The sequence below is a fragment of the Rhodococcus xishaensis genome, assembly GCF_004011825.1.
Classification (GTDB): Bacteria; Actinomycetota; Actinomycetes; order Mycobacteriales; family Mycobacteriaceae; genus Prescottella; species Prescottella xishaensis.
Genome location: NZ_RKLO01000007.1, coordinates 211581 through 236208, shown reverse-complemented (window position 1 = coordinate 236208; position 24628 = coordinate 211581). Strand labels below are relative to the sequence as shown.

The window sequence follows — 24628 nt, the reverse complement described above, 5'->3', positions numbered from 1 at the left end:
ACCCCCGACACAACAAGGGGCGATCCAACCAACCAGGAAAGCCAGGCGCTCCCCGTCCAACCTCGTTTACCCACGCCGATCAAACAAACGATCGCGTCCGGGTCGGTGTCCGAGCCGCTCTGACCCGGAATAAGTTACGCGAACCGCCACAGAACACCAAATCGCGAGGTCACAGCGGACGAATCCAGTCCTACGCCGGCAAAGCAGCTCACAAGTCGGAAGGGAGCCGGCCGAATCGGCTAGGGGACCCAGTACTTGGCCGCCAACTCCTCGACCAACGGGTCATCATCGGCGACTTCGTCGAGCGCGGCGAGATCCCCGTCCATCGCTACCAGTCGCGGATCGTCCCCCTCGAACTCCTCGACCGGGTGCCCACCGTTCTCCGCAAGTTGGCGCAGCAACTTCTCGCGCACGCGGGCCTTGAGTGAACTGCTCACTCTCAGAGCATGGCCGCTCCCGACATACCTTGTCGAGCCTTCGGAGTCTTCGGCTAGCAGACCATCGTCATCGGAACGGTCACTCATCGTCGTAGCGCTTGAAGACCTGCCGCGCGACCGGGATGAGCATGACCAGAGCACCGACCGCGAGGATCAACCAGAAGACCTGCCAGATCACGTTGTCTTCTCCTTCCGTAAGAGCAACCCCACCCAACCCCATTGTCCAGGCTAATCGGAGCAAAAGCATCGACGCTTGCCCGGAAACGAGAAAAGACCCGAGGTGGACTGTGTCCACCTCGGGTCTCCGGGAGCTGCCTGCGAGAATCGAACTCGCGACCTTTTCATTACGAGTGAAATGCTCTACCGACTGAGCTAAGGCAGCGTGCCTTTCGGCGCACGCGAGTCTAGCTTGACCCCCCGCCCTCGATGCAAATCGGGGGCAGGCTACCGGTACTCGGCCCCGATCCGCGCTACCAGGGCGTCGACCGCGAACTTCGGTTTGACGTTCATATCCAGTGCTTCACGGCACTCGAGGATCGCCTCGATGCAGCGCAGCAACCCCTCCCGGGACGTTCCGGAGGCCAGTTCCGCGGCTTGCTCGGCCATATCCGGATGGCTCGATGTCGCCGTCGAACCGAACGCCTGAGCAAGCGCATCGCGGTAGAGCCCGGCGAGATCCACAAGCGCCCGATCAAGAGCGTCCCGACCGGTGCGGGTCGCCCGCGACTTCTGTCGACGCTCGAGATCTTTGAGCACGCCGGCCGATCCGCGAAGGGCTCCCGCCGCGCCCTTTCCAGTACCACCGGCGCCGAGCGCGGTCCGCAGTTCTTCGGTCTCGCGCTCGTCTCGCTCGGCGGTCAATTCCTTGGCCTCGAGGTCGGCGGCCTGAACTAGCTCCCCAGCAGCGGCATAGCCGGTACCCGGACGCATCGCCGCGTTCGCGAAAGCGAGCGCACGGCTGCGTCGAGATCTGGCGTCCTCATCGCGGGCGAGCCGTCGCGCACGACCAACGTGGCCACCGCAGATCGACGCGGCCCACCGTGCGGTCGCGGCGTCCAGCTGATCGCGATCGCGCAGAACCTGCTCGATGGCGCCGACCGAGGGCGCCACCAATGGGATGTGCCGACACCGCGACCGCAACGTCACCGAGATGTCCTGCGGGTCGACCGACGGGGCGCACAGAAGGAACACTGTGCGGTCCGGCGGTTCCTCGACGACCTTGAGCAGCGCGTTGGCTGCACCTTCGGTGAGTCGATCGGCGTCCTCGATGACCACAATCTGCCACCGGCCAGTACTCGGGCGCCGCGACGCCGTCTGCACGATTGCGCGCATGTCACTGACGCTGATGCTGAGCCCTTCGGGGACTACGCGGCGGACGTCTCCGTGCGTGCCCGCCATCGTCGTCGTGCAGGCTTGGCACTCACCGCAGCCTGGCACGCCGTCGAAAGTGCACTGCAGCGCCGCCGAGAAGCAGAGCGCTGCGACGGAGCGGCCGGATCCGGGCGGGCCGGTGAACAGCCACGAGTGCGTCATCCGCGAGCCGGTCTCGCCTCCGCGCGCCGCCGTCGCGGCAGCGATCAGCTCCGCTTCGACATGCTCCTGGCCGACAAGCCGATCGAATACACCCGCCACGAGCCGACCCTACCGAGCCTCACTGACGACCCTGCCGCAGAATGACGTCACGATTTCTCGGCCGTCGAATTCTTTGCAGCTGCCTTCTTGGCCGGGGTTTTCTTGGCGGCAGTCTTCTTTGCAGCCGCCTTCTTGGCCGGTGTCTTCTTGGCGGCAGACTTCTTCCCAGCCGCCTTCTTCTTCACTGGCCCGCGGGCGCGGCGATCGGCCAGTAGTTCGGAAGCCCGATCATCTGTCATGGACTCGACCTCGTCGCCCTTGCGCAGACTGGCATTGGTTTCGCCATCGGTCACGTACGGGCCGAAGCGGCCGTCCTTGATCACCATCGGCTTGCCGCTCACCGGATCGGTACCGAGCTCGCGCAGCGGAGGAGCCGCCGATGCTTGGCGTCCGCGTCGCTTGGGCTCGGCATAGATCTTGAGTGCCTCCTCCAACGTCACCGTGAACATCTGTTCCTCGGTTGCCAGCGAGCGGGAGTCGGTGCCCTTCTTCAGATACGGTCCGTAACGGCCGTTCTGCGCGGTGATCTCTTCCTTCGACTCGGGGTCGATGCCGACAACCCGCGGAAGCGACAGCAGCTTCAGCGCGTCCTCGAGCGTTACGGTCGCCAGGTCCATCGACTTGAGCAGGGAGCCGGTGCGCGGCTTCGGGCCGGCAGCCTTCTTCGCGGCCTTCTTCGCGGGCGCCTTCTTCGCGGCTTTGGTCTTGACGGTGCCGTCGGCCTCCACAGGAACGAGGTCCGGCTCGGGCTCCGGTTCCGGCTCGGGCAGGATCTCGGTGACGTACGGGCCGAAGCGGCCCTCCTTCGCGATGATCTCGTGCCCGGTCAGCGGGTCGACACCGAGCTTTCGGCCCTCCTGCGGCGTCGCGAACAGCTTCTCGGCGTACTCGGCAGTCAGCTCGTCCGGGGGCAGATCATCGGGCAGGTTCGCGCGCTGCGATATCGGCTCGCCGTCCGGGTCGTCCGGATTGGCCAGCATCCGTTCGAGGTAGGGACCGAAGCGGCCGACCCGCACGTGGACCTCGCGGCCCTCGGCGTCGTCGAACAGGCGGATCGAGTTGATCTCGCGGGCGTCGATGTCCTCGAGGTTCTCGCCCACCATCTTCTTCAGGCCACCGGACCGCGCGATCGAGTCGTCAGCCGCTCGGTCGTCGCCGAAATAGAAGCCCGAGAGCCAGTTGCCGCGGGCCTGACGGCCCCCGGCGATCTCGTCGAGGTCGTCTTCCATCGCGGCGGTGAAATCGAAGTCGACGAGCCTGCCGAAGTGCGACTCGAGCAGGCCGATCACCGCGAATGCAACCCAGGACGGGACGAGCGCGCTGCCGCGCTTGTAGACGTAACCGCGGTCGAGGATGGTCTTGATGATCGACGAGTACGTCGACGGGCGGCCGATCCCGAGGTCTTCGAGCACCTTGATGAGACTCGCCTCGGTGTAGCGCGCCGGCGGGTTGGTGGTGTGACCGTCCGGGTCCAGCTTGGTCGCCGTCACGCCCTGGCCCCGGGTCAGCACCGGGAGCCGGGACTCGGCGTCGTCGGACTGTCCGCCGGCCTCTTCGTCGACGCTCTCCACGTACGCCTTGAGGAAGCCGGGGAACGTGATCGTGCGGCCCGACGCGGAGAAGGTGCACTCCTCACCCGTACCTGCGGTGCCGGTGATGCGCAGCGTCAGCGTGGTGCCGCGAGCGTCAGCCATCTGGGAAGCGACTGTGCGCTGCCAGATGAGCTCGTACAGGCGGTACTCGTCGTTGTCGAGGCGCGCGTGCAACTGACCAGGCGTCTGGAAGACGTCGCCGGCCGGGCGGATCGCCTCGTGCGCCTCCTGCGCGTTCTTCACCTTGCGGGTGTACTGACGCGGGCTCGCGTGGACGTACTCGGAACCGTACAACTCGGTGGCCTGCGCCCGAGCCGCCGCGATGGCGGATTCGGACAGCGTGGTCGAGTCGGTTCGCATGTAGGTGATGTAGCCGTTCTCGTACAGACGCTGGGCGACGCGCATCGTCCGCTCTGAGGAGAAACGCAGTTTGCGCGCGGCCTCCTGCTGCAAGGTCGATGTCATGAACGGTGCGTAGGGCTTGCGCGAGTACGGCTTGTCCTCGGCCGAGGAAACGATCAGGTCGACGCTCTCGAGCGCCTCCGCGAGTCGACGCGCGTAGGCCTCGTCGACAACCGTGACGCCCGCCGTCTTCAGCTCCCCGTCGGGGCCGAAGTCACGTCCGACCGCGACGCGGGACCCGTCGATCGAGACCAGACGTGCGCCGAACGTACGGGGGCTGGCGTCGGCGCCGGCGTCGAGCGTGGCCGAGATGTCCCAGTACTCCGACGAGCGGAACGCCATGCGCTCGCGCTCACGCTGCACGACGACCCGCGTCGCGACGGACTGCACGCGGCCTGCCGAGAGTTTCGGCATGACCTTCTTCCACAGCACCGGGCTGACCTCGTACCCGTAGAGGCGGTCGAGTATACGACGAGTTTCCTGGGCGTCGACCAGGTCATTGTCCAGATCGCGGGTGTCCTCTGCCGCCGCCCGGATCGCGGGCTCGGTGATCTCGTGGAAGACCATTCGGCGAACCGGGATCTTCGGCTTGAGTGTTTCCAGGAGATGCCAGGCGATGGCCTCGCCCTCACGGTCGGGGTCGGTGGCGAGGTATAGCTCGTCGGCGTCCTTCAGCAGACTCTTGAGTTCGGTGACCTTCGACTTCTTCTCGGGGCTCACGACGTACAACGGCTCGAAGTCGTGGTCGACATTCACGCCGAGGCGGGCCCACGGCTCGCCCTTGAATTTCGCGGGCACGTCAGCGGCGCCGCGCGGCAGGTCGCGAATGTGCCCGACCGACGCCTCAACTACATAGTCCTTGCCTAGGTAGGGCGCGATCTTCTTGGCCTTCGTCGGTGACTCGACGATGACGAGGCGGCGCATGGCAGGCGCTCCGTCCGCCGTGCTCTTCTCCCGTGATGCCACCAGTCTGTCCGCAACCTTTCCTGCTCGATCAGTGCCGCTGCGCATCTGACGCGAATATCTCGTCTCCGCCACCGTTATACCGCGTCCGGTCGACTACAGGGTGTCACACAAGCAACGCGACCGTGTGCGTCCATCCCGCTCGATTCGCTCAAATGTGCGGCCAGTTGCGTCGAGCATCGGGGTCGTCGGGCGGTTCCCCGATGTTTTCGGAGAGGTGCATGAGGCGACGCCGGCCGGAAATGCGCAGTCCCGGGACCGATCCTCGAACGCCCACAATCGTGGGGGCGACCCCCGCGCGCATGAGCGACTGGGCCAGCGCAGCGTAGGTGTCTGGTGCGTGCGGGTCCAATCCGAGGACATACCGCTGGCCGTCGAGTTCGACGCGGCCGGAGGCGAGCACCCATGCGCGCTGCTCTCGAGGCCCGGGGATCCAACCCTCCGGCACGGCCTTGACCGCCCCCCGGGTCCATTGAGTCGCCAAATCCATCAACTGGGGGAACACAGCGGTCCGCACAAGCGGACGCCCCTCCTCCGACCTACCGATCTCGGCCTCGAGGCTGGCCTCCCGCATCAGTTCGGCGATCGCCTCAGCGCGCCAGAATTCGTCGACCACGATCGAGACGCGGGCCCCTCCCCGCAACACGACAACCTGGCCCTGCGCAGCCAACAGCCCGCACAGATCGGTCACCGCAGGCGGCACCGATTCGGCGGAGAAGAACGAGAGCTGACCCACAAGTGGACAGTAGGCCAAAATCGAGTTTCGTTCGCCGGGATCGTCGACGTCGGGATTGCAAACTCGCCACACGAGTGGACGCGCAGCGATACCTCGACCCGGCGGTGAGCTTACTCGTCCCCTACTGCCAACGGGGGCAGCAGGGGACGAGCTGGGCAGCGGTCATCAGACCGCGTTGCCCATCGTTCAGCTGGTGAACGGGTCAGATAGCGCGAACGCCGGTGGCCTGCGGGCCCTTGGTGCCCTGGCCAACCTCGAACTCGACGCGCTGGTTCTCTTCCAGGGTGCGGAAGCCGCTGCCCTGAATCTCCGAGTAGTGGACGAAGACGTCGGCGGAGCCGTCTTCGGGAGCGATGAAGCCGAAGCCCTTTTCCGCGTTGAACCACTTCACAGTGCCCTGTGCCATGCTTTTCCTTCTCTTTCTTACACCGGATTCGATGGACGGCACTTGCAGTCCACCAGGCCGGTTCCGACCGCTGTACTTTCTCGATTCCCCCTCAGGAACGCGTAAGCACCGCGCTCGCAACATCGATCCTGCGGGCGTTTAACCGAACACAGAAGCTGCGACCAGGTCATAGTCAACCACGTCGGACTTGCCTGCGACAGTCGAAAGACAAACAAAACCAGCAAATAGTTGATCTTGCACGCTGTGCCACCCCAGTTACTGTCCAGTACACCCCACATTTCCCGACAACCGAAACCCCGGATAGGATCAAACCCGCAGGTCCAGCGCTTGTGATGGAGCGAGGACACGACCAAAACACTCACATGTAACAATTCCGGAAGAGGCTCCCGTGAATCTCGCCGCGCACCGACAGTATCCGGGCGAAAGCGGCGACGATTCGTACGGACAGAACCTCCTTGCCCGTATCCTCGCCGGTGCTCCCCCAGGGGAGAGGCCTCTCACATTCGCTGCACAGCTCCCATCCCGGGTCTCGCGATTCGCGGGCTGGCCCGAATGGGCTCATCCGGCTGTCGTGAGCGCGTTGCGCGCGACAGGAATCCCGCAACCCTGGAGCCATCAGGCCGAGGCCGCGTCCGTCGCGGCTGAAGGCGAGCATGTCGTCGTGGCGACCGGTACGGCGTCTGGCAAGTCGTTGGTGTATCAGCTTCCGGTGCTGACCGCCCTCGCCGGCTCGCACGGCACGGCGCTCTACCTGTCGCCGACGAAGGCTCTCGGGGCCGATCAATTGCGCTCCGTTGCCGCCCTGACCGAGTCGGAGCCGGAGCTGTCGTCAATCCACCCGGCCGGCTTCGACGGCGACACTTCGACCGAGAGCCGGCAGTGGGCCAGGGCGAACTCACGGTGGATCTTCACGAACCCGGACATGCTGCACATCGGGATCCTTCGCTCGCACCAACGGTGGGCGCGACTACTGCGGAATCTTCGGTACGTAGTCGTCGACGAGTGCCACTCCTACCGCGGGGTGTTCGGATCCAACGTCGCATTGGTGCTGCGCCGGCTACGCCGGATCGCCGCACGGTACGGCGCGAACCCGGTGTTCGTGCTCGCGAGCGCTACCACCTCGGAGCCCGGTGCGGCCGCATCACGGCTGATCGGGGCCCCGTGCGCGGAAGTCACCGAGGACGGTTCCCCGCATGGCCCCCGCACGATCGCGTTCTGGGAGCCGCCACTGCTCGAGTCCGTGACCGGCGAGAACGGAGCGCCGGTCCGACGGCCGGCAGGATCAGAGGCGTCCCGGATCATGGCGGATCTGCTCGTCGAGGGCGCGCGAACACTGACGTTCGTCCGTTCCCGCCGCGCCGCCGAACTGGCCGCTCTAGGCGCCCGCCGCCTCCTGTCCGAGATCGAACCCGATCTGGCCGAACGGGTGGCTGCTTACCGCGCCGGGTACCTCGCAGAGGACCGCCGCGCCCTCGAAGCGTCCATCGCCGATGGTCGACTGCTCGGGGCCGCGACGACGAACGCCCTCGAGCTGGGCGTGGACATCGCCGGTCTCGACGCCGTCGTGGTAGCCGGTTTCCCCGGCACGGTCGCCTCGTTCTGGCAGCAGGCCGGTCGGTCGGGGCGGCGTGGCGAAGGATCGCTGGTCGTGCTCGTCGCCCGCGACGATCCGCTCGACACGTACCTCGTGCACCACCCGTCGGCTCTGCTGGACCGCCCGGTCGAGGCGACCGTGACCGACCCGATGAATCCCTACGTACTGGGTCCGCAGCTGCTGTGCGCGGCAATGGAGATGCCCCTGTCCGACGCGGAAGTTGCCGACCTGGACGCGGCAGAGGTGCTCGCCGACCTCTCGGCTCGAGGTCTGATCCGGCGGCGCCCGCAGGGCTGGTTCATCGCCTCGGACTGCGATCCGCACTCGTCGCTCGATATCCGGGGCGGCATTGGAGGCCAGGTCGCGATCGTCGACGGCGAGTCAGGTCGCCTCCTCGGGACCGTCGACGCAGGCCGAGCGCCCGCGACCACCCATCCTGGCGCAGTCCATATCCACCAAGGTGAGTCGTTCGTCGTCGACGAACTCGATCTCGAGGAGGGCATCGCGATCGTCCATGCCGAGGAACCCGAGTGGACCACCTCGGCGCGTGAAATCACCGACATAGCGGTCGGTGACATATCGGAACACAAACGCTACGGCGAAGTCGACGTTGCGTTGGCGCACGTCGAGGTGACCCACCAGGTGGTCGGCTACCTGCGTCGGCTGGCGTCGGGACAGGTGCTCGACTCCGTTGAACTGGACATGCCCGCCCAGACACTCCATACCCGAGCCGTGATGTACACCATCACACCCGAAATGCTCGCGGACGCGGGCATCGGCGCCGACCGGGTCCCCGGCGCTCTGCATGCCGCCGAGCACGCCGCCATCGGGCTACTCCCCCTGGTGGCGACGTGCGATCGCGGCGACATCGGCGGCGTATCTACGGCCCTCCACCCCGACACCGGGCTGCCGACCGTGTTCGTCTACGACGGCCATCCGGGCGGAGCCGGATTCGCCGACCGTGGCCACGCCGAGTTGGTGCGCTGGCTCGGCGCGACCCGATCGGCGATCGTCTCGTGCGAGTGCGCCGCCGGCTGCCCGTCGTGCGTGCACTCCCCCAAGTGCGGCAACGGAAACCAGCCACTGGACAAGGATGGCGCGATCCGTGTCCTCTCCGCGGTACTCGTCTCGGTGGCTCCGGAGTCAGCTGCTTGAGTCCGACATCGCGCCGCCGAACTCGTACCCAAGGAACTTTGTCATCTCCAGCGGTGACCCAAGGGGCCATCCCTATCAGCTGCCGCCCACTGCGATCACATACGCGTGTTGCGTGTGATCACTTCTTGGGTTCGGTGGCGTGAGGCGAGTCGAACCAGCGGAAGATGTCATCAGGTGTCGATTGCGGGGCGTAGTTGAAAACGAAACGCGCCGAAGGCAGTTCGGCATGGACGAGGTTGACCAATGACTCGAACAGCAATGTATTCCGCGCAACCAGCCGTACGCCCGCGCCGATCAGCACGGCATCGTATCGGGTGGTGGTGATCGCATCGCGGATCACGTCGACGGCGGTTTCACCGAAATCGATGAGGATGTTGTCGACATCGAATCCAGCCGCACGCAGAGCCGCGACATTGTCGTCGTTGGCCTTGCGCAGCGCGTCTGGAGTCAGGCCTTCGAACTGAGCGAAATCAGGTGAGGTGAAGTCGATCAGGTCCGGGTCGAGGCCGGTCTGCAGCACCTTGACGGTCATGGCGGACCTCCGGGATCACACAAGAAGTCATCATCTGTTGACAATGCTGCCACGGAGCACGAGGTATGTCAACGCATGGTGACTAGGGGTCGAAGCGCAGACAGAACGACGGCGAACGCGGCGTCGAGGCTGGAAAGAACTGTTCTCATAGCACCGTCTGGTACCACGCTTCAGGTGTTCGTTGTGCGTGCCGCAGACCCTCGTCGGCGACGCACCGTCTTGGGCTTGATCTCTTCGGGAGCGGGGCCGGCTAGAAGCTGGCGGATCACCGGGCTGATCCACGCGGCGAGTTCGTCGTGGCTCAAGTTGGCGACTGCGGGATTGGCCAGCACATACCGTGTAGTTGCCAACCCGATGATGAGAGCACCCATGAGGCCGGCGCGTTCAGCAGCGTGATCAGGGGTGATCGTGGCGAGCTTGGGTGCCACCTGCTCGGCGAACACTTGCCGCATCGTCTCGGCGGCGGTGGGACTGGTCATCGCCGCGCGCAACAGGGCAACGAATGTGGTTTCGTCTTCCCATACCGCAAAGAACTTCGGCAACAGCGCTTCGGCCACGTCTTCGGGATCGGTGTCGTTGAGGTCCGGCAGCTCGACGCGGAAATCCGCGGCCGCGGCGAAGAGATGTTGTTTGCTACCGAAATAGCGGATCACTAGGGCCGCATCCACACCGACGTCGGCGGCAACCGCTCTCAGCGTTGTGCGCTCGTAGCCGTCGGCACCGAAGCGAACACGTGCAGCACGAAGGATGTCAGCGCGGGTTCCCGCGGCATTGCGAGGCCGGGCGGCAGTCATCTCACCAGCATAAGTCATCAACAGTTGACATCATCATGCCGCCGGGGCTACGGTTAAGTCATCAACTGTTGACTTGGGTAAGGGCCAAGGAGTGGGGACCATGAAGTCGCAGATGATTCGCGCCGAGAACAAGGTGCCGGTGGTGATCGTTGGAGCCGGACCAACCGGGCTGACAGCCGCGGTTGAACTGTCTCGGCTGGGTATCAACGTACGCATCGTCGACAAGGCGCCGAGGCGGTCGGACACATCACGAGCGCTGGCCATTCAGGCGCGCACCGTCGAGCTGTTGAGGCCCCGGGCTGTCGGCGAGGAAATGCTCCGACTGGGCAATCCGGTGAGTGCAACGACCCTGTACGCCAAGGGCCGCAAGCTGGCCGATGTGGAGCTGTACCGGATGCCCAGCGAGTTCAACTACATTCTGCTGCTCGCACAGTCGGAGACCGAACGTATTCTCGCCGATCAGTGCGCTCGTCAGGGCGTGAAGATCGAGCGCGGTGTCGAACTGATTTCGGTCACACAGAATCACCAGGCTGCCAAGACCCACGATGACAACACGGTGGAGGTGCTGCTGCGCAGCGCCGATGGGACCGACGAACGGGTCGAGGCGTCGTACCTCATCGCCGCGGACGGTGCACACAGCCCCACCCGCAAGGCGCTCGGGCTGAACTTCGAGGGCACTTCGTTTACCCAGAAATACGCCTTGGGCGATCTGCACCTTGCCGGCGAACTTGCCGAAGACCAGATGTCCGTCTTCTTGGCACCCAGGGGGTTCATAGCAGTATTCCCGATGGGCGAGGGGCGATTCCGGTTCACCGCGACCGACCCCGACGGGATTGCCGGTGAGGCGGCCGAACCGACACTGAAGGACATTCAACGCCTCTACGATCGCGTCTCTCACGTTCCGGCAACGCTGTACAACCTGAACTGGAGCTCGCGGTTCCGCATCAACAGCCGACACATGTCCACGTTGCGCGCCGGGCGAGTGTTCTTCGGCGGCGACGCCGCCCATGTGCACAGCCCAGCCGGCGGGCAGGGCATGAACACCGGAATCCAGGACATGATCAACTTGTCGTGGAAGCTGGCAATGGTGCTCAAGACCCAGGCGAAACCCGAATTGCTCGACACCTACCAAACCGATCGGCTCCCGGTCATCAAACAAGTGGTCCATATGACCCGAAGAATGACCAGAGTTGTCAACTCCACCAATCCACTCGTGCATACGGCGCTGACACGACTTACACCGCGCCTGCTCACCAGATCAGCGACCCAGGACAAAGTCACACCGCGGCTCGGACAGCTCACCGCCACCTATCGCAACTGCCCTATTGCCAAGCATGCGGGCCGCATTGGCGACCTACGGGCCGGTGACCGCGTCCCCGATATGGACCTGCACACGGTCGAGGACGAGCAGACAAAAACTGGGCCACCTGGCGCTGGCCGGTGTCGGCACCTCTACGACATGCAAGACCTGTCCGGCCTGACGCTGTTCATCACCGCCGCGGACTCCGCCATCGACGATTCCTACCGCCCGTTCCGGCATCTGATCACCGTCCATCGCGTGCGCATCGCGACGAGCCAACCGCGGCTGCGCGGCAGTGACGCCGACATCGCAGAACGGTTGGCCGCCCAGCCCGGCTGGATGCTAGTGCGGCCCGACGGCTACCTCGCCGCCGCAGGCCACCCAACCGATGCGGCCACACTGACCCGCTGGCTCGAACAGTGGTTCATTCGGAATGTGACAGTTGCGAAATCCGCGACCTCAACGAGTTGACGGGTATCGACGACTGACGCCGAGAGGTCTGGAAACATCGGGACAGTGACTGCGGTATTGCATGCTCACCGCTACGGCCCGGCCGGACCCATCCGAGTCCTGGCCATCCACGGATTGGCAGGACACGGTTATCGCTGGCGGCAGCTGGCCAGGCAGTACCTCGATGACCTGCCGCTGGTCGCGCCGGATCTGCTGGGTCACGGCCGCTCGTCGTGGGCCGCGCCGTGGACGCTCGAGGCCAACGTCGCCGCGCTCGCCACACTGATAGAACAGGACGCTGATCAGCCTGTGATGGTGGTCGGGCACTCATTCGGCGGCGGGTTGGCATTGCATCTGGCCGCGGCGCGGCCCGATCTCGTCGACTCGCTGGTGTTGCTCGATCCAGCGATCGGGTTGGACGGGCACTGGATGCGCCGAAGCGCCGAGGAGTTGTTGGAGGCGCCGGACTACGCCGACCGCGACGAGGCTCGCCAGCACAAGGCATTGGACTTGTGGAGCGACGTACCCGCCAGCGAGCTGGAGGCCGAGCTCGACGAGCATCTCATCCCGTGGCCCGCGGGGCGCGTCGGTTGGCGGGTGTGCCTGCCGGCGATGGTCAGCTATTGGAGTGAACTAGCGCGGCCGATCGTAGTACCTCGAGAAAGAATTCGTACAACCCTTCTACGGTCCACCCGCACCGATCCTTCATGCGTCACACCCGCGTTGATCGAGGCACTCAAGAGCGGCCTGGGCTCGAACTTCGAGCTTGTCAATGTTGCGTGCAAACACATGGTGCCGTTGGCGCGTCCAACTGAGACGGCTGCCGCCATCCGACGGCGGTTGGTGTAGCAATGCTTGACTCTTCGACGACGCCGAAATTGACTGGTCGACAGGATAACTCGTGTGATACCAAGGACCCGTGGACGAATCGCCGGGGACATGAAAACAATCGTGCGATAGTGCACCTGGAGACACCGCCAAGACCGGCCTGATCGGACTGAACAAGGGAGCGGCCATGGTCGAGATCGAGTGCTTGTGGGAATGCAATGATGGACTCGGCGAAACGCCGATTTGGGTCGCCGAGGAGTCGTCACTCTATTGGGCAGACCACGTCGGCCCATCAATCGACCTCAATGGTGCGCGAAAGCCGTCGATTCGCCGGCTGAACTTCGAGACCGGCGAGCGCACGGTCTGGCTCATGCCCGAACAGGTCGGTTCGTTCGGGTTCCGCGAAGGGGGCGGTTTGATCGGGGGCTCGAACTCAGGTTTCTGCGCGATTGACCTGGAACGCGGCACCTTCGAGCGGATTCTCGACCCCGAACCGGACAAGCCATTCAATCGGCTGAACGACGGCAAGATTGATCGCCACGGACGGTACTGGTGCGGAAGCATGGACGGCAAGCTGAGAGACGAGTCGTCTTGCCTATATCGGTTCGACCCTGACCTCTCTTGCCGAAGAGTGGCTGAGGACTTCACGTTCATTTGCAGCAACGGTATTGCGTTCGATCCGCAAGACACGCGAATGTACTTTGGCGACACCAAGGGCGGCATGATCTACGTGTTCGACTTTGACATCGACGAGGGCCGCATCGAGAACCGCCGACCATTCTTCTCCGTCGCGGACTACGCACCCCCGCCCGCGATCGTCGACGGTGCCACGGTCGACGCCGAGGGCTTTTACTGGTTCGCTCTCAACCTCGGCGGCAAGCTCCTCCGTGTGGCACCCGACGGGCGCCTGGACCGAGAAATCGACATGCCCGTCCGCACGCCTACCTGCGTGACATTCGGCGGCGACGACTACGAAACACTCTTGGTCACCTCCCAGCAGGCCTTCGCAGCCCCTGAGGAATTGAAACAGCACCCTCAACCCGGAAGCGTGTTCGCAGTGCACGGCCTCGGCGTACGCGGACTGCCCGAACCCAGGTTCGCGGGGTGAAGCATCGATACGCGCCAAGGGAGTCAGCGGCCTAACCCTGTCAAGCGGGTCCGGCTCTTGCTACAGCCGTAGCGGAGCCGAGCACGAACCGGGACGGCCCCACGAGCACCTCGGTGGACACGACGACATCCCAGTCCTCGACGCGACAGTCTTTGATCTCAACCTGCATCCGCTGCCCGAGCAACGCCGCTGTGGTACACGCTGCTTCCTCCCCACGCACGAGCGATTGTGCCGCCGCGAGCGCGGCCAGGTCAGCGGCAGCCTGAGCCTGATGTCGCGCCGCAACGGCCCCACCGAGGTGCAGCAGGACGGCAGTCACCGCGACGAGGCCGGTCAGCGCGAAGCACGCGAACACCGTCGCGCTGCCGGACTCGTCCCGAAGGAACCTTGTCATCCGTACGCCGGCTCTGGTTCGCGAGCAGCGACCGCCTCAGCCGACAACTTGACCAACGGCAACAGCGGCACAGTTGCCCGGACGGTTGCCACTACGAACGCCCCATCGTCCCGCACCACAATGCCCGCATCACGTGGCGCCACCCGTTCCGCGACGACGATCGCATCGGCGCGGCCTCCGCGGGCAGCGAGACGGGCCGCCTCCCGGGCCGCGTCGATGCACCGCACTTGCGCGGCCGCCGCCGCGATCGCGCCGACACACAGAACTACGACGGTCACTATCGACGCGAGCGCGATCGCCGCCTCGACCGTGGTCGACCCATCGTCGTTCCGCGGCTCGAGCCGACGACTCACACCGACGTGGCCAGCGCCCTGTCGATGATTCCGGTGAGCGCGGAGACTATCGAATCCCCGGTCACGACGGTGTAGAGAATCGCCCCGAACGCTGCCGCTGCGATGGTCCCGATCGCATACTCGGCGGTCGACATCCCGTCGTCGGGAGTCGCTGCCAGTACGATCCGAGACTGAATTTCGTGGAACCTCTTCGACCACATTGCTTTTCCCCTCCATTCGATTCCGGCGCGGCTGTTCCGCGCCGGGCCCTCCCGTGCCGGTCACGGGAGTCCTCCTGCGAGGACCCCACCGGCGAGCCCGATCACCACTGGGACGATTCCCAGACAGACGAATGCGGGCAGGAAGCACAAACCCAATGGGCCGCTGATCAGGACACCCGCCCGCTCGGACGCTGCTACCGCGCAATCCTCGGCATCGGTGCGCTGCTGCGTCGCCAGTTCCTCGATCGCGCTCGACAGTGCGGCACCGGACCGTGCGGAGCGCCGTGCCATCCGCGCCAGCGCCTCCGTTGCTGGTTCTGCGGCCACAACATCCCAGGCGGTCACAGGATCGGCGCCGAGCGCCAGCAGATCCGCAGTTCGGCGAAGGGATTCCGACAGCGGCTGCGGTGCAGAGGCGGCGACGGCGGCAGCGGCCGCCGGCGCCGGCAGTCCCGCCTTGAGGCATGCCGCCAAGAGATCGAAGGTGCCGGCCACGGCCAGCGGATCCGCGGCCTCCGATGCTGAGTCTGTCTCCGGCGGTCGGTCGGAGGTCGAGATCGCCGATCCGCGAAGACGTCGGCGCGCCTTCGTCGGGACGGGAGCCAAGAGCGCGGACGCGGCGACAAGCATCAGGGACAACCACATCACGTCACCACCCGGTCGACTATGCGGTCGGTCCACCACAATCCGGTCGCCACCAGGGCCGTTCCGATCACCAGCAGTATTTCGCCGAGGGCACTTCCGAGTAGCACTCGAACCGGTGTGGCGCCCATCATCTGTCCCAGAACAACCCCGAGGACGGGCAGGGCTGCCAGAACAGCGGCCGTCGCTCGAGCCCCGGCCAGACCCGCTTCTGCCCGCATACGGAACCTGATGCGGCCCGACAGATCCGACCGTGCAGCGTCCAGAAGCTCGGCCAACGCAAGGCCGTGCTCCTCGGCGACCGCCCACGCGTTCGCAATTCTCCGCAGGTCGTCGTCGACGCCACTGTCGTTCGCCGCGAACCCGCTCGCTGCCGAACCCCCGAGCCGGGCTCGGGCGGCCGCGCAGCGGAGCGCCTCTGCCGCGGCGCCATCGCAGTCAGCCGCAGCGGTCTCGCACGCCACGGCCGGGTGCGCCCCCACTCGCAGTTCTGCGATCACTACGTCAAGCCCGGAAAGCACGTTGCGACGTTCCCGATCTCGACGCTTGGATAAAAGCTGCCGCCGGTGGCGCCGACGGGCGGTGGCCGCCACGATCGCAGTCGCGACAGCCGGGCCCACCGAGCCCATTGCCACGAGCGGCACACACGCGGGGAACACGAGGTCGAACGGTGACATTCCGCGACCCAGCGCCCACCGTTTCCCCCGAGCAACCACGCTCCGCCGGGCGGCCGGATGGGGACCTATCGCTCGTAGCCGCTCACGCGCACCGCGCGTGGGAACCACCAGGATCGCCGACGCAAGACAGAGCAGGGCGGCGGTCACCGCAGAATCCTCCGGTCCAGCAATTCACGCAGTGTCCGGATCGCGGGGCCGGCGCCGGATTCCCTCGTCCAGGCGGGCGCGATACCCACCGCACCTGCGGAGTCACGTTCGAGTACGCCGACTTCCACTAGCCCGCGGCGGCCGGACGAATCACGACGCACATGCAGGACCACCTGGACGGCGGCGGCGAGTTGACTGTGCAGCGCACGACGATCCATCCCTCCCAGCGCAGCGAGAGCCTCGAGTCTCGCCGGAACCTCACTGGGCGAGTTCGCATGCACGGTCCCGGCGCCACCATCGTGCCCCGTGTTGAGGGCGGCGAGTAGGTCGACCACTTCAGCTCCACGCACCTCGCCGACGACGATGCGGTCCGGGCGCATCCTCAGGGACTGCCGGACCAGGTCTCGCACCGTCACCTCGCCGACCCCTTCGACATTGGGTGCCCGCGCCACGAGTCGCACGACATGTGGATGGGAGGGCACCAACTCGGCAGCGTCCTCGACACAAACGATCCGCTCAGCCGGATCGACCCGCCCAAGCATTGCAGCGAGCATCGTCGTTTTTCCGGCGCCGGTTCCACCGGTGACGAGGAAGGCGATCCGCGCTCGCACGATCTCCTCGACCAGAGCCCGCGCCTCGGGAGTGACTGCATCGCGTGCCACGAGATCGTCGAGTTCTTCCGTCGCGGGCCGAAGAACCCTCAGCGACACACACGTTCCACCCTGCGCGACTGGTGCCAGAACAGCGTGAAGTCGAACTCCCAAGTCACCGTGCGTGATTCCGTCGAGACGACCGTCCACCCAGGGTTGCGCGTCATCGAGACGCCGACCTGCGGACAGTGCCAAGCGCTGGGCGAGCCGCCGCACCGCAGCCTCGTCGGGGAACGAGATCGCCGTGCGTTCGAGTCCGGCACCCCGGTCGATCCACACCGCGTCGGGTGCGGTGACGAGGATGTCGGCGACACCGGGGACGCCGAGCAACGGCTCGAGCGGCCCCGCTCCGGTGAGTTCGGTCTGCAGGATCCGCAAAGCTGCGAGCAGGTCGGTATCACCGAGGACCCCGCCTGATTCAGTGCGGATTGCGGATGCGACCGTCGCAGGGGTGAGTTCACCTTCCGTGAGCGCGAGACGCTCGCGTACCCGCTCGAGGAGATCGGGCGAGGCGATGGCGCTCACGCCGACCTCCGTCCGCGGTGCGGCTGGGCGGTGACGACATCGAGGACGGCCCTGGCACCAACCGATAGTGGTGACCGCCTGCCGAGATCGAGCCCTCCGCGTTCGAGCATCCTGTCGATCTTCGGCTCTGGGCGCATTGACGCAAGCAGCGGCGTGCGGAGGCTCTCGGCGAGGTCGCCGCTCCGGAGGCCGCCCGGCGCGGGTCCGCGAATCACGATTCCCAAGTTTGGGTTTCGTTCGGAGACCCGAGCCAGCACACGTTCGGCCGCCAATCCTCCACGGACTGTTGCGGGAAGCACCACGACGACGAGGTCCGCACCGTCGAGCAGGCTCTCGCCAACCGTGGAGAGGTCTCGGGGAACATCGCAGACCACCAAGCCTCCCGCAGATCGACCGGACTCGACGACCGCCTTCGCCGCCGCTGGAGCCGGTCCATCAGGCTCGCCGTCGCCGCGACCACACGCTAGGACGCTGAGCCCCTTCCCATGCGACGGCAGCGCCGCACGCAAGGCGTCGGCGAAAACGCGCCCGCCTTCGACGGCCAGACCCGGCCACCTCAGGCCCTGCTTCCCTTCGATACCCAGGAGCACGTCCAGCCCGCCACCGAGCGGATCCGCGTCGACCAGCAGCGTCCACCGCGCTCGACTCTCGTCGCCGGCAGCGCGGGCCGATGCCAGCGCCGAGCCCCGGGCAGATTCGAGAGCAATGGCGGCCGCCAGACTCGAGGCTCCCGCTCCGCCGCAGCCGCCGACAACAGCGACTACCGCTCCATCGGTCGTGCTCCGAGTTCGTCGCTCACTGAATGCAGCCACCAAAGTCGGCTCGTCGTCGGGAACCCCGAGGACGCGCTCGGCCCCGACCGCCGTCGCCGCCTGCCAGTCGGCGAGGGCCGGCACGCCGTCGCACACCAGGACGACCCGATCCCGACGCGGCAGTCGCGCTGCGCACTCACGTGCAGCGTCCGCGTCCAGCACCACGAGGTCTGCCGATGCCCAGTCCATCCTCCCAACCGACGTCGAAGCCTCGACGAAGGTTTGGTCGGTTGCTGCCGCGATCGAACGCAGACACTCGACGACGGCCTTCGCCTGAACCACGCCCAGCACTCCGAGTCCGCCGGGGAGGTCGATGCGGTCGATGTTCATGCCGCCAGCCTGCGTCCTGGAACTCCAAGCCCGGAACCCGCGACAGACGAATGTGGACAGATTCGAACCCTGTGGACGAATTTATGTACAGCCGTACCAATTTGGGCCGACAGTGGGGGCAGGGCCCTGGAGACAACGACGGAGGCGCCGGCCGCTCGGTCGACACTGGAAGCCGAACAAGACCGGAGTGGGTCGGCGATTTGGGCCGGAAAGGAGACGACCCCCGCCAGGGGGGGAGGAGGCGGGGGTCGTCGGAGTTCAGCCCCGGGGGGTCGGGCTGAACACGCCTGGACCACGTCCAGGTAAATGGGATACTACACCTACATCGGGGACCAAATGCAAGTACATCGGCCGCCGCTCCCGGGTCCGGAACGTCGGATCTCCCGAGTTCCGCGCGGTGCACCACGAACGCGCCCCGCTCCCCTATTCTTTCTCCTGTGACCGGGCATCCGAGCGCACAGACCGAACGCGGCCGCGTTGCCGCGTTCTTCGATCTGGACAAGACCGTCATTGCCAAGTCCAGCGTCCTCGCCTTCAGCAAGCCGTTCTTCGCGCAAGGCCTCATCACCCGCCGGTCGGTACTGCAGAGCAGCTACGCACAGTTTCTGTTCCTCCTCTCCGGTGCCGACCACGATCAGATGGAGCGGATGCGCGCCCATCTGACGACCATGACGGCGGGTTGGGACGTCCAGCAGATCCGAACCATCGTCGCCGAGACGCTGCACGACATCGTCGATCCGCTGATCTATGCCGAGGCCACTGACCTCATCGCCGACCACAAGGCCCGCGGACACGACGTCGTAATCGTGTCGGCATCCGGCGAGGAGGTGGTCTCGCCCATCGCCGGAGCCCTCGGCGCCACACACAGCACCGCTACCCGGATGGTGATCGAGGACGGCAGGTACACCGGTGACGTCGAGTTCTACTGCTACGGCAAGGGCAAAGTCGAGGCGATGCAGGAACTCGCCGAGAGCCAGGGGTACGACCTCGCGCAGTGCTATGCGTACTCGGACTCGGTGACCGATCTACCGATGCTCGAGGTCGTCGGGCATCCCACCGCGGTCAACCCGGACCGAGCCCTGCGCCGTACCGCATCCGAGAATGGTTGGCCCATACTGTCTTTCTCCAATCCGGTGTCGATTCGTGCTCGAATCCAGACTCAGTCACGCACGACCGTCGCGGCGGCCGCGGCGGTGATGTCGGGCGCCGCGGTGGCGGGCGCCTTCACCTACGGCCGGCTCCGGCGAAAACGCTGAACACGCGTCTGCCACAAAGGAAAATTGCCACTTGAAGTGGATTGGAGCACAGGGTACAAAGGAGTTACGGAAGGCCGGAAAGACAGGATCGCTCCGGAAGAGAAGGGTCGATCCCCCCGCACGGACTTCCCAGCACGGACACCAGGAACCCACGCTGAGCACAAGCCACTATAAGGGCAGAAGCGTTGTGGGCTTGCGTGACTCGAATGATGACGGCGAGGACTTCGCACTGGTTGCGGAGACAAACCGGCACCGCCCGAGCCTACGCCGAGGCCGTTGACACACAACCCACCTTGCACGCTTGGTAACCTGGCAGCCCGTGCTAGCGGGTGGCGACATCGATCACGGTCGGTGCACCACCCGCTTTGTATGTGCGCGGCCCGTGAATCGAGGTTCACTCCAAGCAGCGTCAACTCGCGGCAGCGTCGGCGATCGACATCGCCTCGCGGGCGCCCGCTTCCAAGGCGCCGCAGCACAGGATCACCCAACTGCCCACGCCCTCCGGCGTTCCCGCCGCGAATCCCTCGAGCCCATCCTGGTAGGCGGGGATGCGGCGCATCCAACTGACCTCTGGCACGCCGAGATTGTGCGGGTCGAGCCCGGTCGACGTGGCAACCAGTCGGGATGCAGCTCGAGCCACGATCCCATCGGCAACCCCGAACGGCCGCAGAGCGAGCAGTTCTCCGTGAACGATGGCGGCGAGTACGGGTGCCGGTGCCTTCGTGCCACCCGTGACGAGCTGCGCGAGCACGTCCAGTCGCTCGCCAACGCCGGGATCGGTCCGCGGGCGACCCAGCGTCGCCTCGTCGGTGACGAGATCCGCCGCAGCGAGAAGGTGAAGCCGGGCGAGCACTTGGAGCGGAGCCCGCTGCCAAGTCGGGAGGATGACGGTCAGCGCCTCACCGTCAAGGGCCTGCGCCACGCGCAGAGCCCCGGACAGCACCGGATCACCGACGGTGCCGGGAGCCGGCAGTTCCATCGAACCGCCGTCGATCGAGGCCGACGCACGTGCCGCACGCACCGACGCCTCGGTGGCCGTTTGCGGCCAACCTCGACGGTTGGTCTTGTGCCGATGAACCTCGCCGAGCGCGTCACGCGCGCGATCCGCCGCATCGAGCACACCGGGCAGGTCCAACAGCGGCCGCAGGGGATCAGTTACGGGAACACTCACGGCCCAGACGCTACCCGCTGCCCGTTCGTCCTCCCGACCGCCGCGTGACCGGCCAAGTGTCGCCGACCGCCGCGTGACCGGCTCAGTGTCGCCGACCGCCGCGTGACCGGCTCAGTGTCGCCGACCGCCGCGTGACCGGCTCAGTGTCGCCGACCGCGCGGTATGGCATCGAGCAGGCGACGCGTGTATTCGTGACGCGGATTGCCGAACACCTCCTCTGCGCCGGCGGCCTCCACCACCCGGCCGCCGCGCATCACCACGACTTGATCGGCGATCCTCCGCACGACCGCCAGGTCATGGCTGATGAAGACGTACGTCAGACCGAGGTCGCGCTGCAATTCGTCGAGCAGTCGGAGGATCTGATCCTGAACGACGACGTCGAGCGCGGACACCGCCTCATCGCACACGACGAGGTCGGGTCCGAGTGCTAGCGCCCGCGCGATCGCGACGCGCTGGCGCTGCCCCCCGGACAGTTCGGCAGGGAATCGCCTCGCGATGTCGGCCGACAGGGCGACCCTGTCGAGCAGTTCGCGGACCCGTTCGGCGCGCTCCCGCCTGCTGCCCACACGGTGCACGCGCAGCGGCTCCTCGACGATCCGCTGCACCGAATAGGTGGGGTCCAGACTGCCGTACGGGTTCTGGAAGACCGCCTGGACCCGACGCCGGAACGGTCTCTCCCTGCGTCCGAGGGTTGCGATGTCCGTGCCGTCGAACACGACCGATCCGGAGTCCGGCGGCAGCAGACCCAGGATCATCTGGGCGACGGTCGACTTTCCCGATCCGGACTCCCCGACTATCGCCGTGGTCGTGCCCTGAGGGACGGAGAAGGAGACATCGTCGACCGCTGTGACGTCCACGTGTCGACCGATATTGGTCCCGCGACGTCGGAACACCTTGCGCAGGCCGTCGACGGCCAGCAGCGGCTGGACGCTCGGCGCAGGGGTGGGTCGCGGTCCGGATCGAACCACGGACAGAGGCGACACCGCGGCCACGAGTCGGCGCGTGTACGGATCCTCTGGATCAGTGAGAATCTGCTCGGCGGGACCGGACTCGACCACCCGGCCCCGGTGCATGACGACGGCATGCTCCGCGCGTTCTGCCGCGACGCCGAGGTCGTGAGTGACGAGCAGAACCGCGGTGCCCAGCTCACCCGTCAGGTGGGCGAGATGGTCGAGCACACGCTGTTGCACCGTCACATCGAGCGCCGACGTCGGCTCGTCCGCGATGAGCAGACGCGGTCGGGCTGCGAGCCCGATCGCGATGAGGACCCGCTGCCGCATGCCGCCCGAGAACTCGTGCGGGTAGTGCGTGGACCGGTCTGCAGCGCCCGCGAGCCCAGCCTCCTCCAGTAGTTCGTCGGCGCGCCTGCGGGCCGCGCGTCCCTTCGCGATCCCGTTGGCTTCCAGAGCTTCCCGAACCTGGAAGCCGACCGTCCATACCGGGTTGAGGTTGGTCGCCGGATCCTGCGGCACGAATCCGATTCCACTGCCCCGGATCCGGACGAACTCCCGCTCGGCCGCGCCGACGAGATCAGCGTCCCCGAACTGGATCCGCCCGCTGGTGATCCGGCCATCACCCGGCAGCAGACCGATGATCGCGTGTGCGAGCGTGGACTTGCCGGAACCCGACTCCCCGACGACCGCGACCGTCTGCCCCGGCTGTACCGCCAGGTGGACGCCCTGCACCGCGCGCACCTCGGCCGCCCCCGACCCGTAGGACACGTCGAGCCCGTCGACCGAGAGCAGCGGGCCGGTCATTTTCGCCTCGCAGTGGTCGGATCGAGCGCGTCACGCAGGGCGTCGCCGAGGAGGATGAAGCCCAGTACCGCGATCGCGAGCGCGCCCGCCGGATAGAACAGGATCATCGACCCGCTCCGCAGCGTGACCTGTGCGGTGCTGATATCGCCACCCCAGGAGACCGTCGTCGGCGGCAATCCGATCCCGAGAAACGACAGCGTCGCCTCCGCGACGATGAACGTGCCGAGCGACATCGTGGCCATGACGATGATGGGTGCGAGCGCGTTCGGCAGTACGTGCCGCACCAGGATCGACGGATGCGACATCCCTACGACCCGGGCGGCGAGGACGTAGTCGTTCGATTTGGCCGACATGACAGATCCGCGTGCGATTCTGGCCATCTGCGGCCAGCCGAACAGGGCCAGCACCGAGACCACCGTCCAGATAGTGCGTTCGGCGAACAGCTGCATCAGCACGATCGCCGCGAGGATGAAGGGGATAGCGAAGAAGATGTCGGTAACGCGGGACAGGAGTGAATCGGCCCACCCCCCGAAGTAGCCGGCCAATGAACCGAACAACACACCGACCACGAGCACTGCCGCGGTCGCACACACCCCCACCACGGTCGATGGTCGCGCCCCGTAGACAGTCCGCGCGTAGATATCACAACCCTGACGATCGAACCCGAACCAGTGCCCCGATCGCGGAGGTGCGAGGCTGTCGGAGATATTGCAGTAGCGCGGATCCAGATCGGTGAACAACCTTGGGAACAGCGCCGCAGCGGCAACCACCAGCAGGATCGCGACGGCCACCCAGAACATCGGACGCCGACGCAGCCGCCCCCATGCCGACGCCCACATCCCTTGTGCCCGAACCACATCAGCCATATCGGATCCTCGGATCGAGGGCGGCGTACAACAGATCGACGAGCAGATTCGCGACCAGATACACAACCACGAGGACGCTGACGAACGAGACGACCGTGGGTGCCTCACCGCGGATGATGGCCTGGTAGATCGTGCCACCCACCCCGTTGATGTTGAAGATGCCCTCGGTGACCACCGCTCCGCCCATCAGCGTCGCGAGGTCGACCCCCAGGAACGTGACGACCGGGATGAGCGAGTTACGCAGCACGTGCGCTCCCACGACTCGCCGTCGGGACAGCCCCTTCGCGGACGCGGTGCGGACATGGTCTGCCGTCAACGTCGCGGCGACGGAAGTACGGGTCAGACGCAGGACGTATGCGAACGATACTGAGGCAAGCACGAAGGCCGGCAACAGCATCCTGGCGAAGCTCGTGTCCGCGCCGACAGTGGGTGGGGCCAGCCCCCACCGGATTCCGATGAAGAACTGGGCGAGGAATCCGATCACGAACACCGGGACCGCGATCAGGACGAGGCTCACGATCAGCACCGTCGAGTCGAAGATCCCACCCCGGCGCAGGCCCGCAATCAGGCCCGCCCCCACTCCCAGTACCGTCTCGATCGCCACGGCCATCACTGCGAGCTTCAGCGTGATCGGAAATGCTTGCGCCAGAACATCACCGACTGGTCGCCCCGAGTACGATGTGCCGAAGTCGAGCGTCACGATCCCCTTCAGATACTGGAAGTATTGCACTAGGAAGGGCTGGTCGAGGTGGTAGCGGGCCCGTAGTTGCTCGGTGACCGCCGGGGTCAGTGCCCGGTCACCGGCAAGCGCTGCAATCGGATCGCCCGGCAGCAAGAAGACGAGCGCGTAGATCAGGAACGTGGCACCGAGGAACACCGGGATCATCTGCAGCACACGACGGCCGGTGTATCGGAGCAT

Annotated in this window: 23 protein-coding genes and 1 tRNA gene; 5 read left to right on the top strand and 19 right to left on the bottom strand. The window is 66.0% G+C overall.

Annotated features, from left to right (window positions below; translation table 11 throughout):
- Nucleotides 1-239: 239 nt before the first annotated feature.
- The 6 genes from EGT50_RS16830 to EGT50_RS16805 form a co-directional block, all read right to left on the bottom strand.
- Nucleotides 240-437, bottom strand: a complete 198-nt coding sequence (locus EGT50_RS16830; protein WP_127955786.1) for a hypothetical protein — start codon at nucleotides 435-437, stop codon at nucleotides 240-242.
- Between the two features lie 309 nt (nucleotides 438-746).
- Nucleotides 747-819 (bottom strand) — tRNA-Thr (locus tag EGT50_RS16825).
- Nucleotides 820-881: 62 nt separating this feature from the next.
- Entirely contained in the window at nucleotides 882-2069 is a 1188-nt protein-coding gene (locus EGT50_RS16820) for a DNA polymerase III subunit delta' (RefSeq protein WP_127955785.1), read from the bottom strand.
- 47 nt (nucleotides 2070-2116) lie between these two features.
- A complete protein-coding gene (topA, locus tag EGT50_RS16815; protein WP_127955784.1) occupies nucleotides 2117-4987 on the bottom strand; it encodes a type I DNA topoisomerase in 2871 nt (956 codons plus the stop codon).
- Between the two features lie 190 nt (nucleotides 4988-5177).
- Nucleotides 5178-5762, bottom strand: coding sequence for a hypothetical protein (locus tag EGT50_RS16810; protein ID WP_127955783.1), 585 nt, complete (start codon nucleotides 5760-5762; stop codon nucleotides 5178-5180).
- A gap of 202 nt (nucleotides 5763-5964) precedes the next feature.
- Nucleotides 5965-6168 carry a cold-shock protein gene (locus EGT50_RS16805; protein ID WP_005515803.1) on the bottom strand — a complete coding sequence of 68 codons (204 nt, stop codon included), beginning with the start codon at nucleotides 6166-6168 and terminating at the stop codon, nucleotides 5965-5967.
- A gap of 388 nt (nucleotides 6169-6556) precedes the next feature.
- On the opposite strand from EGT50_RS16805, the gene EGT50_RS16800 reads away from it, so the two are divergent.
- Nucleotides 6557-8917: a DEAD/DEAH box helicase gene (locus tag EGT50_RS16800; protein WP_127955782.1), complete on the top strand. Its 2361-nt coding sequence runs from the start codon at nucleotides 6557-6559 to the stop codon at nucleotides 8915-8917.
- Between the two features lie 118 nt (nucleotides 8918-9035).
- On the opposite strand, the gene EGT50_RS16795 is transcribed toward EGT50_RS16800, so the two are convergent.
- Both EGT50_RS16795 and EGT50_RS16790 read right to left on the bottom strand, forming a co-directional pair.
- On the bottom strand, nucleotides 9036-9449 hold the full coding sequence (locus EGT50_RS16795; protein ID WP_127955781.1) for a hypothetical protein: 414 nt from the start codon (nucleotides 9447-9449) through the stop codon (nucleotides 9036-9038).
- Between the two features lie 170 nt (nucleotides 9450-9619).
- The gene (locus EGT50_RS16790) at nucleotides 9620-10243 is read right to left on the bottom strand and encodes a TetR/AcrR family transcriptional regulator (RefSeq protein ID WP_127955780.1); all 624 of its coding nucleotides are present in this window, start codon (nucleotides 10241-10243) and stop codon (nucleotides 9620-9622) included.
- Between the two features lie 100 nt (nucleotides 10244-10343).
- On the opposite strand from EGT50_RS16790, the gene EGT50_RS16785 reads away from it, so the two are divergent.
- From EGT50_RS16785 to EGT50_RS16775, 3 genes are all read left to right on the top strand, one after another.
- Complete coding sequence (locus tag EGT50_RS16785; RefSeq protein ID WP_235870795.1) at nucleotides 10344-12014, top strand: FAD-dependent monooxygenase; 1671 nt, start codon at nucleotides 10344-10346, stop codon at nucleotides 12012-12014.
- A gap of 45 nt (nucleotides 12015-12059) precedes the next feature.
- On the top strand, nucleotides 12060-12842 hold the full coding sequence (locus EGT50_RS16780; protein WP_127955779.1) for an alpha/beta fold hydrolase: 783 nt from the start codon (nucleotides 12060-12062) through the stop codon (nucleotides 12840-12842).
- 166 nt (nucleotides 12843-13008) lie between these two features.
- Nucleotides 13009-13929: an SMP-30/gluconolactonase/LRE family protein gene (locus tag EGT50_RS16775; RefSeq protein ID WP_127955778.1), complete on the top strand. Its 921-nt coding sequence runs from the start codon at nucleotides 13009-13011 to the stop codon at nucleotides 13927-13929.
- A gap of 40 nt (nucleotides 13930-13969) precedes the next feature.
- Here EGT50_RS16775 and EGT50_RS16770 read toward each other — a convergent pair whose 3' ends face one another.
- The 7 genes from EGT50_RS16770 to ssd are packed head-to-tail and all read right to left on the bottom strand — an operon-like array spanning nucleotide 13970 to nucleotide 18659.
- Nucleotides 13970-14323: an Rv3654c family TadE-like protein gene (locus tag EGT50_RS16770; protein WP_127955777.1), complete on the bottom strand. Its 354-nt coding sequence runs from the start codon at nucleotides 14321-14323 to the stop codon at nucleotides 13970-13972.
- On the bottom strand, nucleotides 14320-14676 hold the full coding sequence (locus EGT50_RS16765; RefSeq protein WP_127955776.1) for a TadE family type IV pilus minor pilin: 357 nt from the start codon (nucleotides 14674-14676) through the stop codon (nucleotides 14320-14322). Before EGT50_RS16765 ends, EGT50_RS16770 begins: the two co-directional genes overlap by 4 nt.
- Nucleotides 14673-14876, bottom strand: coding sequence for a DUF4244 domain-containing protein (locus EGT50_RS16760; protein ID WP_127955775.1), 204 nt, complete (start codon nucleotides 14874-14876; stop codon nucleotides 14673-14675). Before EGT50_RS16760 ends, EGT50_RS16765 begins: the two co-directional genes overlap by 4 nt.
- A 60-nt stretch (nucleotides 14877-14936) precedes the next feature.
- Nucleotides 14937-15524 carry a type II secretion system F family protein gene (locus tag EGT50_RS16755; RefSeq protein ID WP_408014654.1) on the bottom strand — a complete coding sequence of 196 codons (588 nt, stop codon included), beginning with the start codon at nucleotides 15522-15524 and terminating at the stop codon, nucleotides 14937-14939.
- Nucleotides 15521-16342, bottom strand: a complete 822-nt coding sequence (locus EGT50_RS16750; protein WP_127955773.1) for a type II secretion system F family protein — start codon at nucleotides 16340-16342, stop codon at nucleotides 15521-15523. The genes EGT50_RS16755 and EGT50_RS16750 overlap by 4 nt, the downstream gene beginning before the upstream one ends.
- A complete protein-coding gene (locus tag EGT50_RS16745) occupies nucleotides 16339-17517 on the bottom strand; it encodes a TadA family conjugal transfer-associated ATPase (RefSeq protein ID WP_127955772.1) in 1179 nt (392 codons plus the stop codon). Before EGT50_RS16745 ends, EGT50_RS16750 begins: the two co-directional genes overlap by 4 nt.
- On the bottom strand, nucleotides 17514-18659 hold the full coding sequence (ssd, locus tag EGT50_RS16740; protein WP_127955771.1) for a septum site-determining protein Ssd: 1146 nt from the start codon (nucleotides 18657-18659) through the stop codon (nucleotides 17514-17516). The genes EGT50_RS16745 and ssd overlap by 4 nt, the downstream gene beginning before the upstream one ends.
- Before the next feature lie 311 nt (nucleotides 18660-18970).
- On the opposite strand from ssd, the gene EGT50_RS16735 reads away from it, so the two are divergent.
- On the top strand, nucleotides 18971-19915 hold the full coding sequence (locus tag EGT50_RS16735) for an HAD family hydrolase (protein WP_408014656.1): 945 nt from the start codon (nucleotides 18971-18973) through the stop codon (nucleotides 19913-19915).
- A 409-nt stretch (nucleotides 19916-20324) separates the two neighbouring features.
- On the opposite strand, the gene EGT50_RS16730 is transcribed toward EGT50_RS16735, so the two are convergent.
- From EGT50_RS16730 to EGT50_RS16715, 4 genes are all read right to left on the bottom strand, one after another.
- Entirely contained in the window at nucleotides 20325-21086 is a 762-nt protein-coding gene (locus EGT50_RS16730) for a Fic family protein (protein WP_127955769.1), read from the bottom strand.
- Nucleotides 21087-21226: 140 nt separating this feature from the next.
- The gene (locus EGT50_RS16725; RefSeq protein ID WP_127955768.1) at nucleotides 21227-22843 is read right to left on the bottom strand and encodes a dipeptide ABC transporter ATP-binding protein; all 1617 of its coding nucleotides are present in this window, start codon (nucleotides 22841-22843) and stop codon (nucleotides 21227-21229) included.
- Nucleotides 22840-23682 (bottom strand): ABC transporter permease, encoded by an 843-nt coding sequence (locus tag EGT50_RS16720; protein WP_127955808.1) that lies wholly within the window; start codon nucleotides 23680-23682, stop codon nucleotides 22840-22842. Before EGT50_RS16720 ends, EGT50_RS16725 begins: the two co-directional genes overlap by 4 nt.
- 19 nt (nucleotides 23683-23701) lie before the next feature.
- On the bottom strand, nucleotides 23702-24628 hold the full coding sequence (locus tag EGT50_RS16715; protein ID WP_127955767.1) for an ABC transporter permease: 927 nt from the start codon (nucleotides 24626-24628) through the stop codon (nucleotides 23702-23704).

What these genes read in the sequence shown, in the direction of transcription:
- topA (WP_127955784.1), bottom strand. Translation starts at nt 4,987, where the DNA reads ATGCGCCGCCTCGTCATCGTCGAGTCACCGACGAAGGCCAAGAAGATC.
- EGT50_RS16805 (WP_005515803.1), bottom strand. Translation starts at nt 6,168, where the DNA reads ATGGCACAGGGCACTGTGAAGTGGTTCAACGCGGAAAAGGGCTTCGGC.
- EGT50_RS16795 (WP_127955781.1), bottom strand. Translation starts at nt 9,449, where the DNA reads ATGACCGTCAAGGTGCTGCAGACCGGCCTCGACCCGGACCTGATCGAC.
- EGT50_RS16790 (WP_127955780.1), bottom strand. Translation starts at nt 10,243, where the DNA reads ATGACTGCCGCCCGGCCTCGCAATGCCGCGGGAACCCGCGCTGACATC.
- EGT50_RS16785 (WP_235870795.1), top strand. Translation starts at nt 10,344, where the DNA reads ATGAAGTCGCAGATGATTCGCGCCGAGAACAAGGTGCCGGTGGTGATC.
- EGT50_RS16775 (WP_127955778.1), top strand. Translation starts at nt 13,009, where the DNA reads ATGGTCGAGATCGAGTGCTTGTGGGAATGCAATGATGGACTCGGCGAA.
- EGT50_RS16770 (WP_127955777.1), bottom strand. Translation starts at nt 14,323, where the DNA reads ATGACAAGGTTCCTTCGGGACGAGTCCGGCAGCGCGACGGTGTTCGCG.
- EGT50_RS16760 (WP_127955775.1), bottom strand. Translation starts at nt 14,876, where the DNA reads ATGTGGTCGAAGAGGTTCCACGAAATTCAGTCTCGGATCGTACTGGCA.
- ssd (WP_127955771.1), bottom strand. Translation starts at nt 18,659, where the DNA reads ATGAACATCGACCGCATCGACCTCCCCGGCGGACTCGGAGTGCTGGGC.
- EGT50_RS16725 (WP_127955768.1), bottom strand. Translation starts at nt 22,843, where the DNA reads ATGACCGGCCCGCTGCTCTCGGTCGACGGGCTCGACGTGTCCTACGGG.
- EGT50_RS16720 (WP_127955808.1), bottom strand. Translation starts at nt 23,682, where the DNA reads ATGTGGGCGTCGGCATGGGGGCGGCTGCGTCGGCGTCCGATGTTCTGG.
- EGT50_RS16715 (WP_127955767.1), bottom strand. Translation starts at nt 24,628, where the DNA reads ATGCTCCGATACACCGGCCGTCGTGTGCTGCAGATGATCCCGGTGTTC.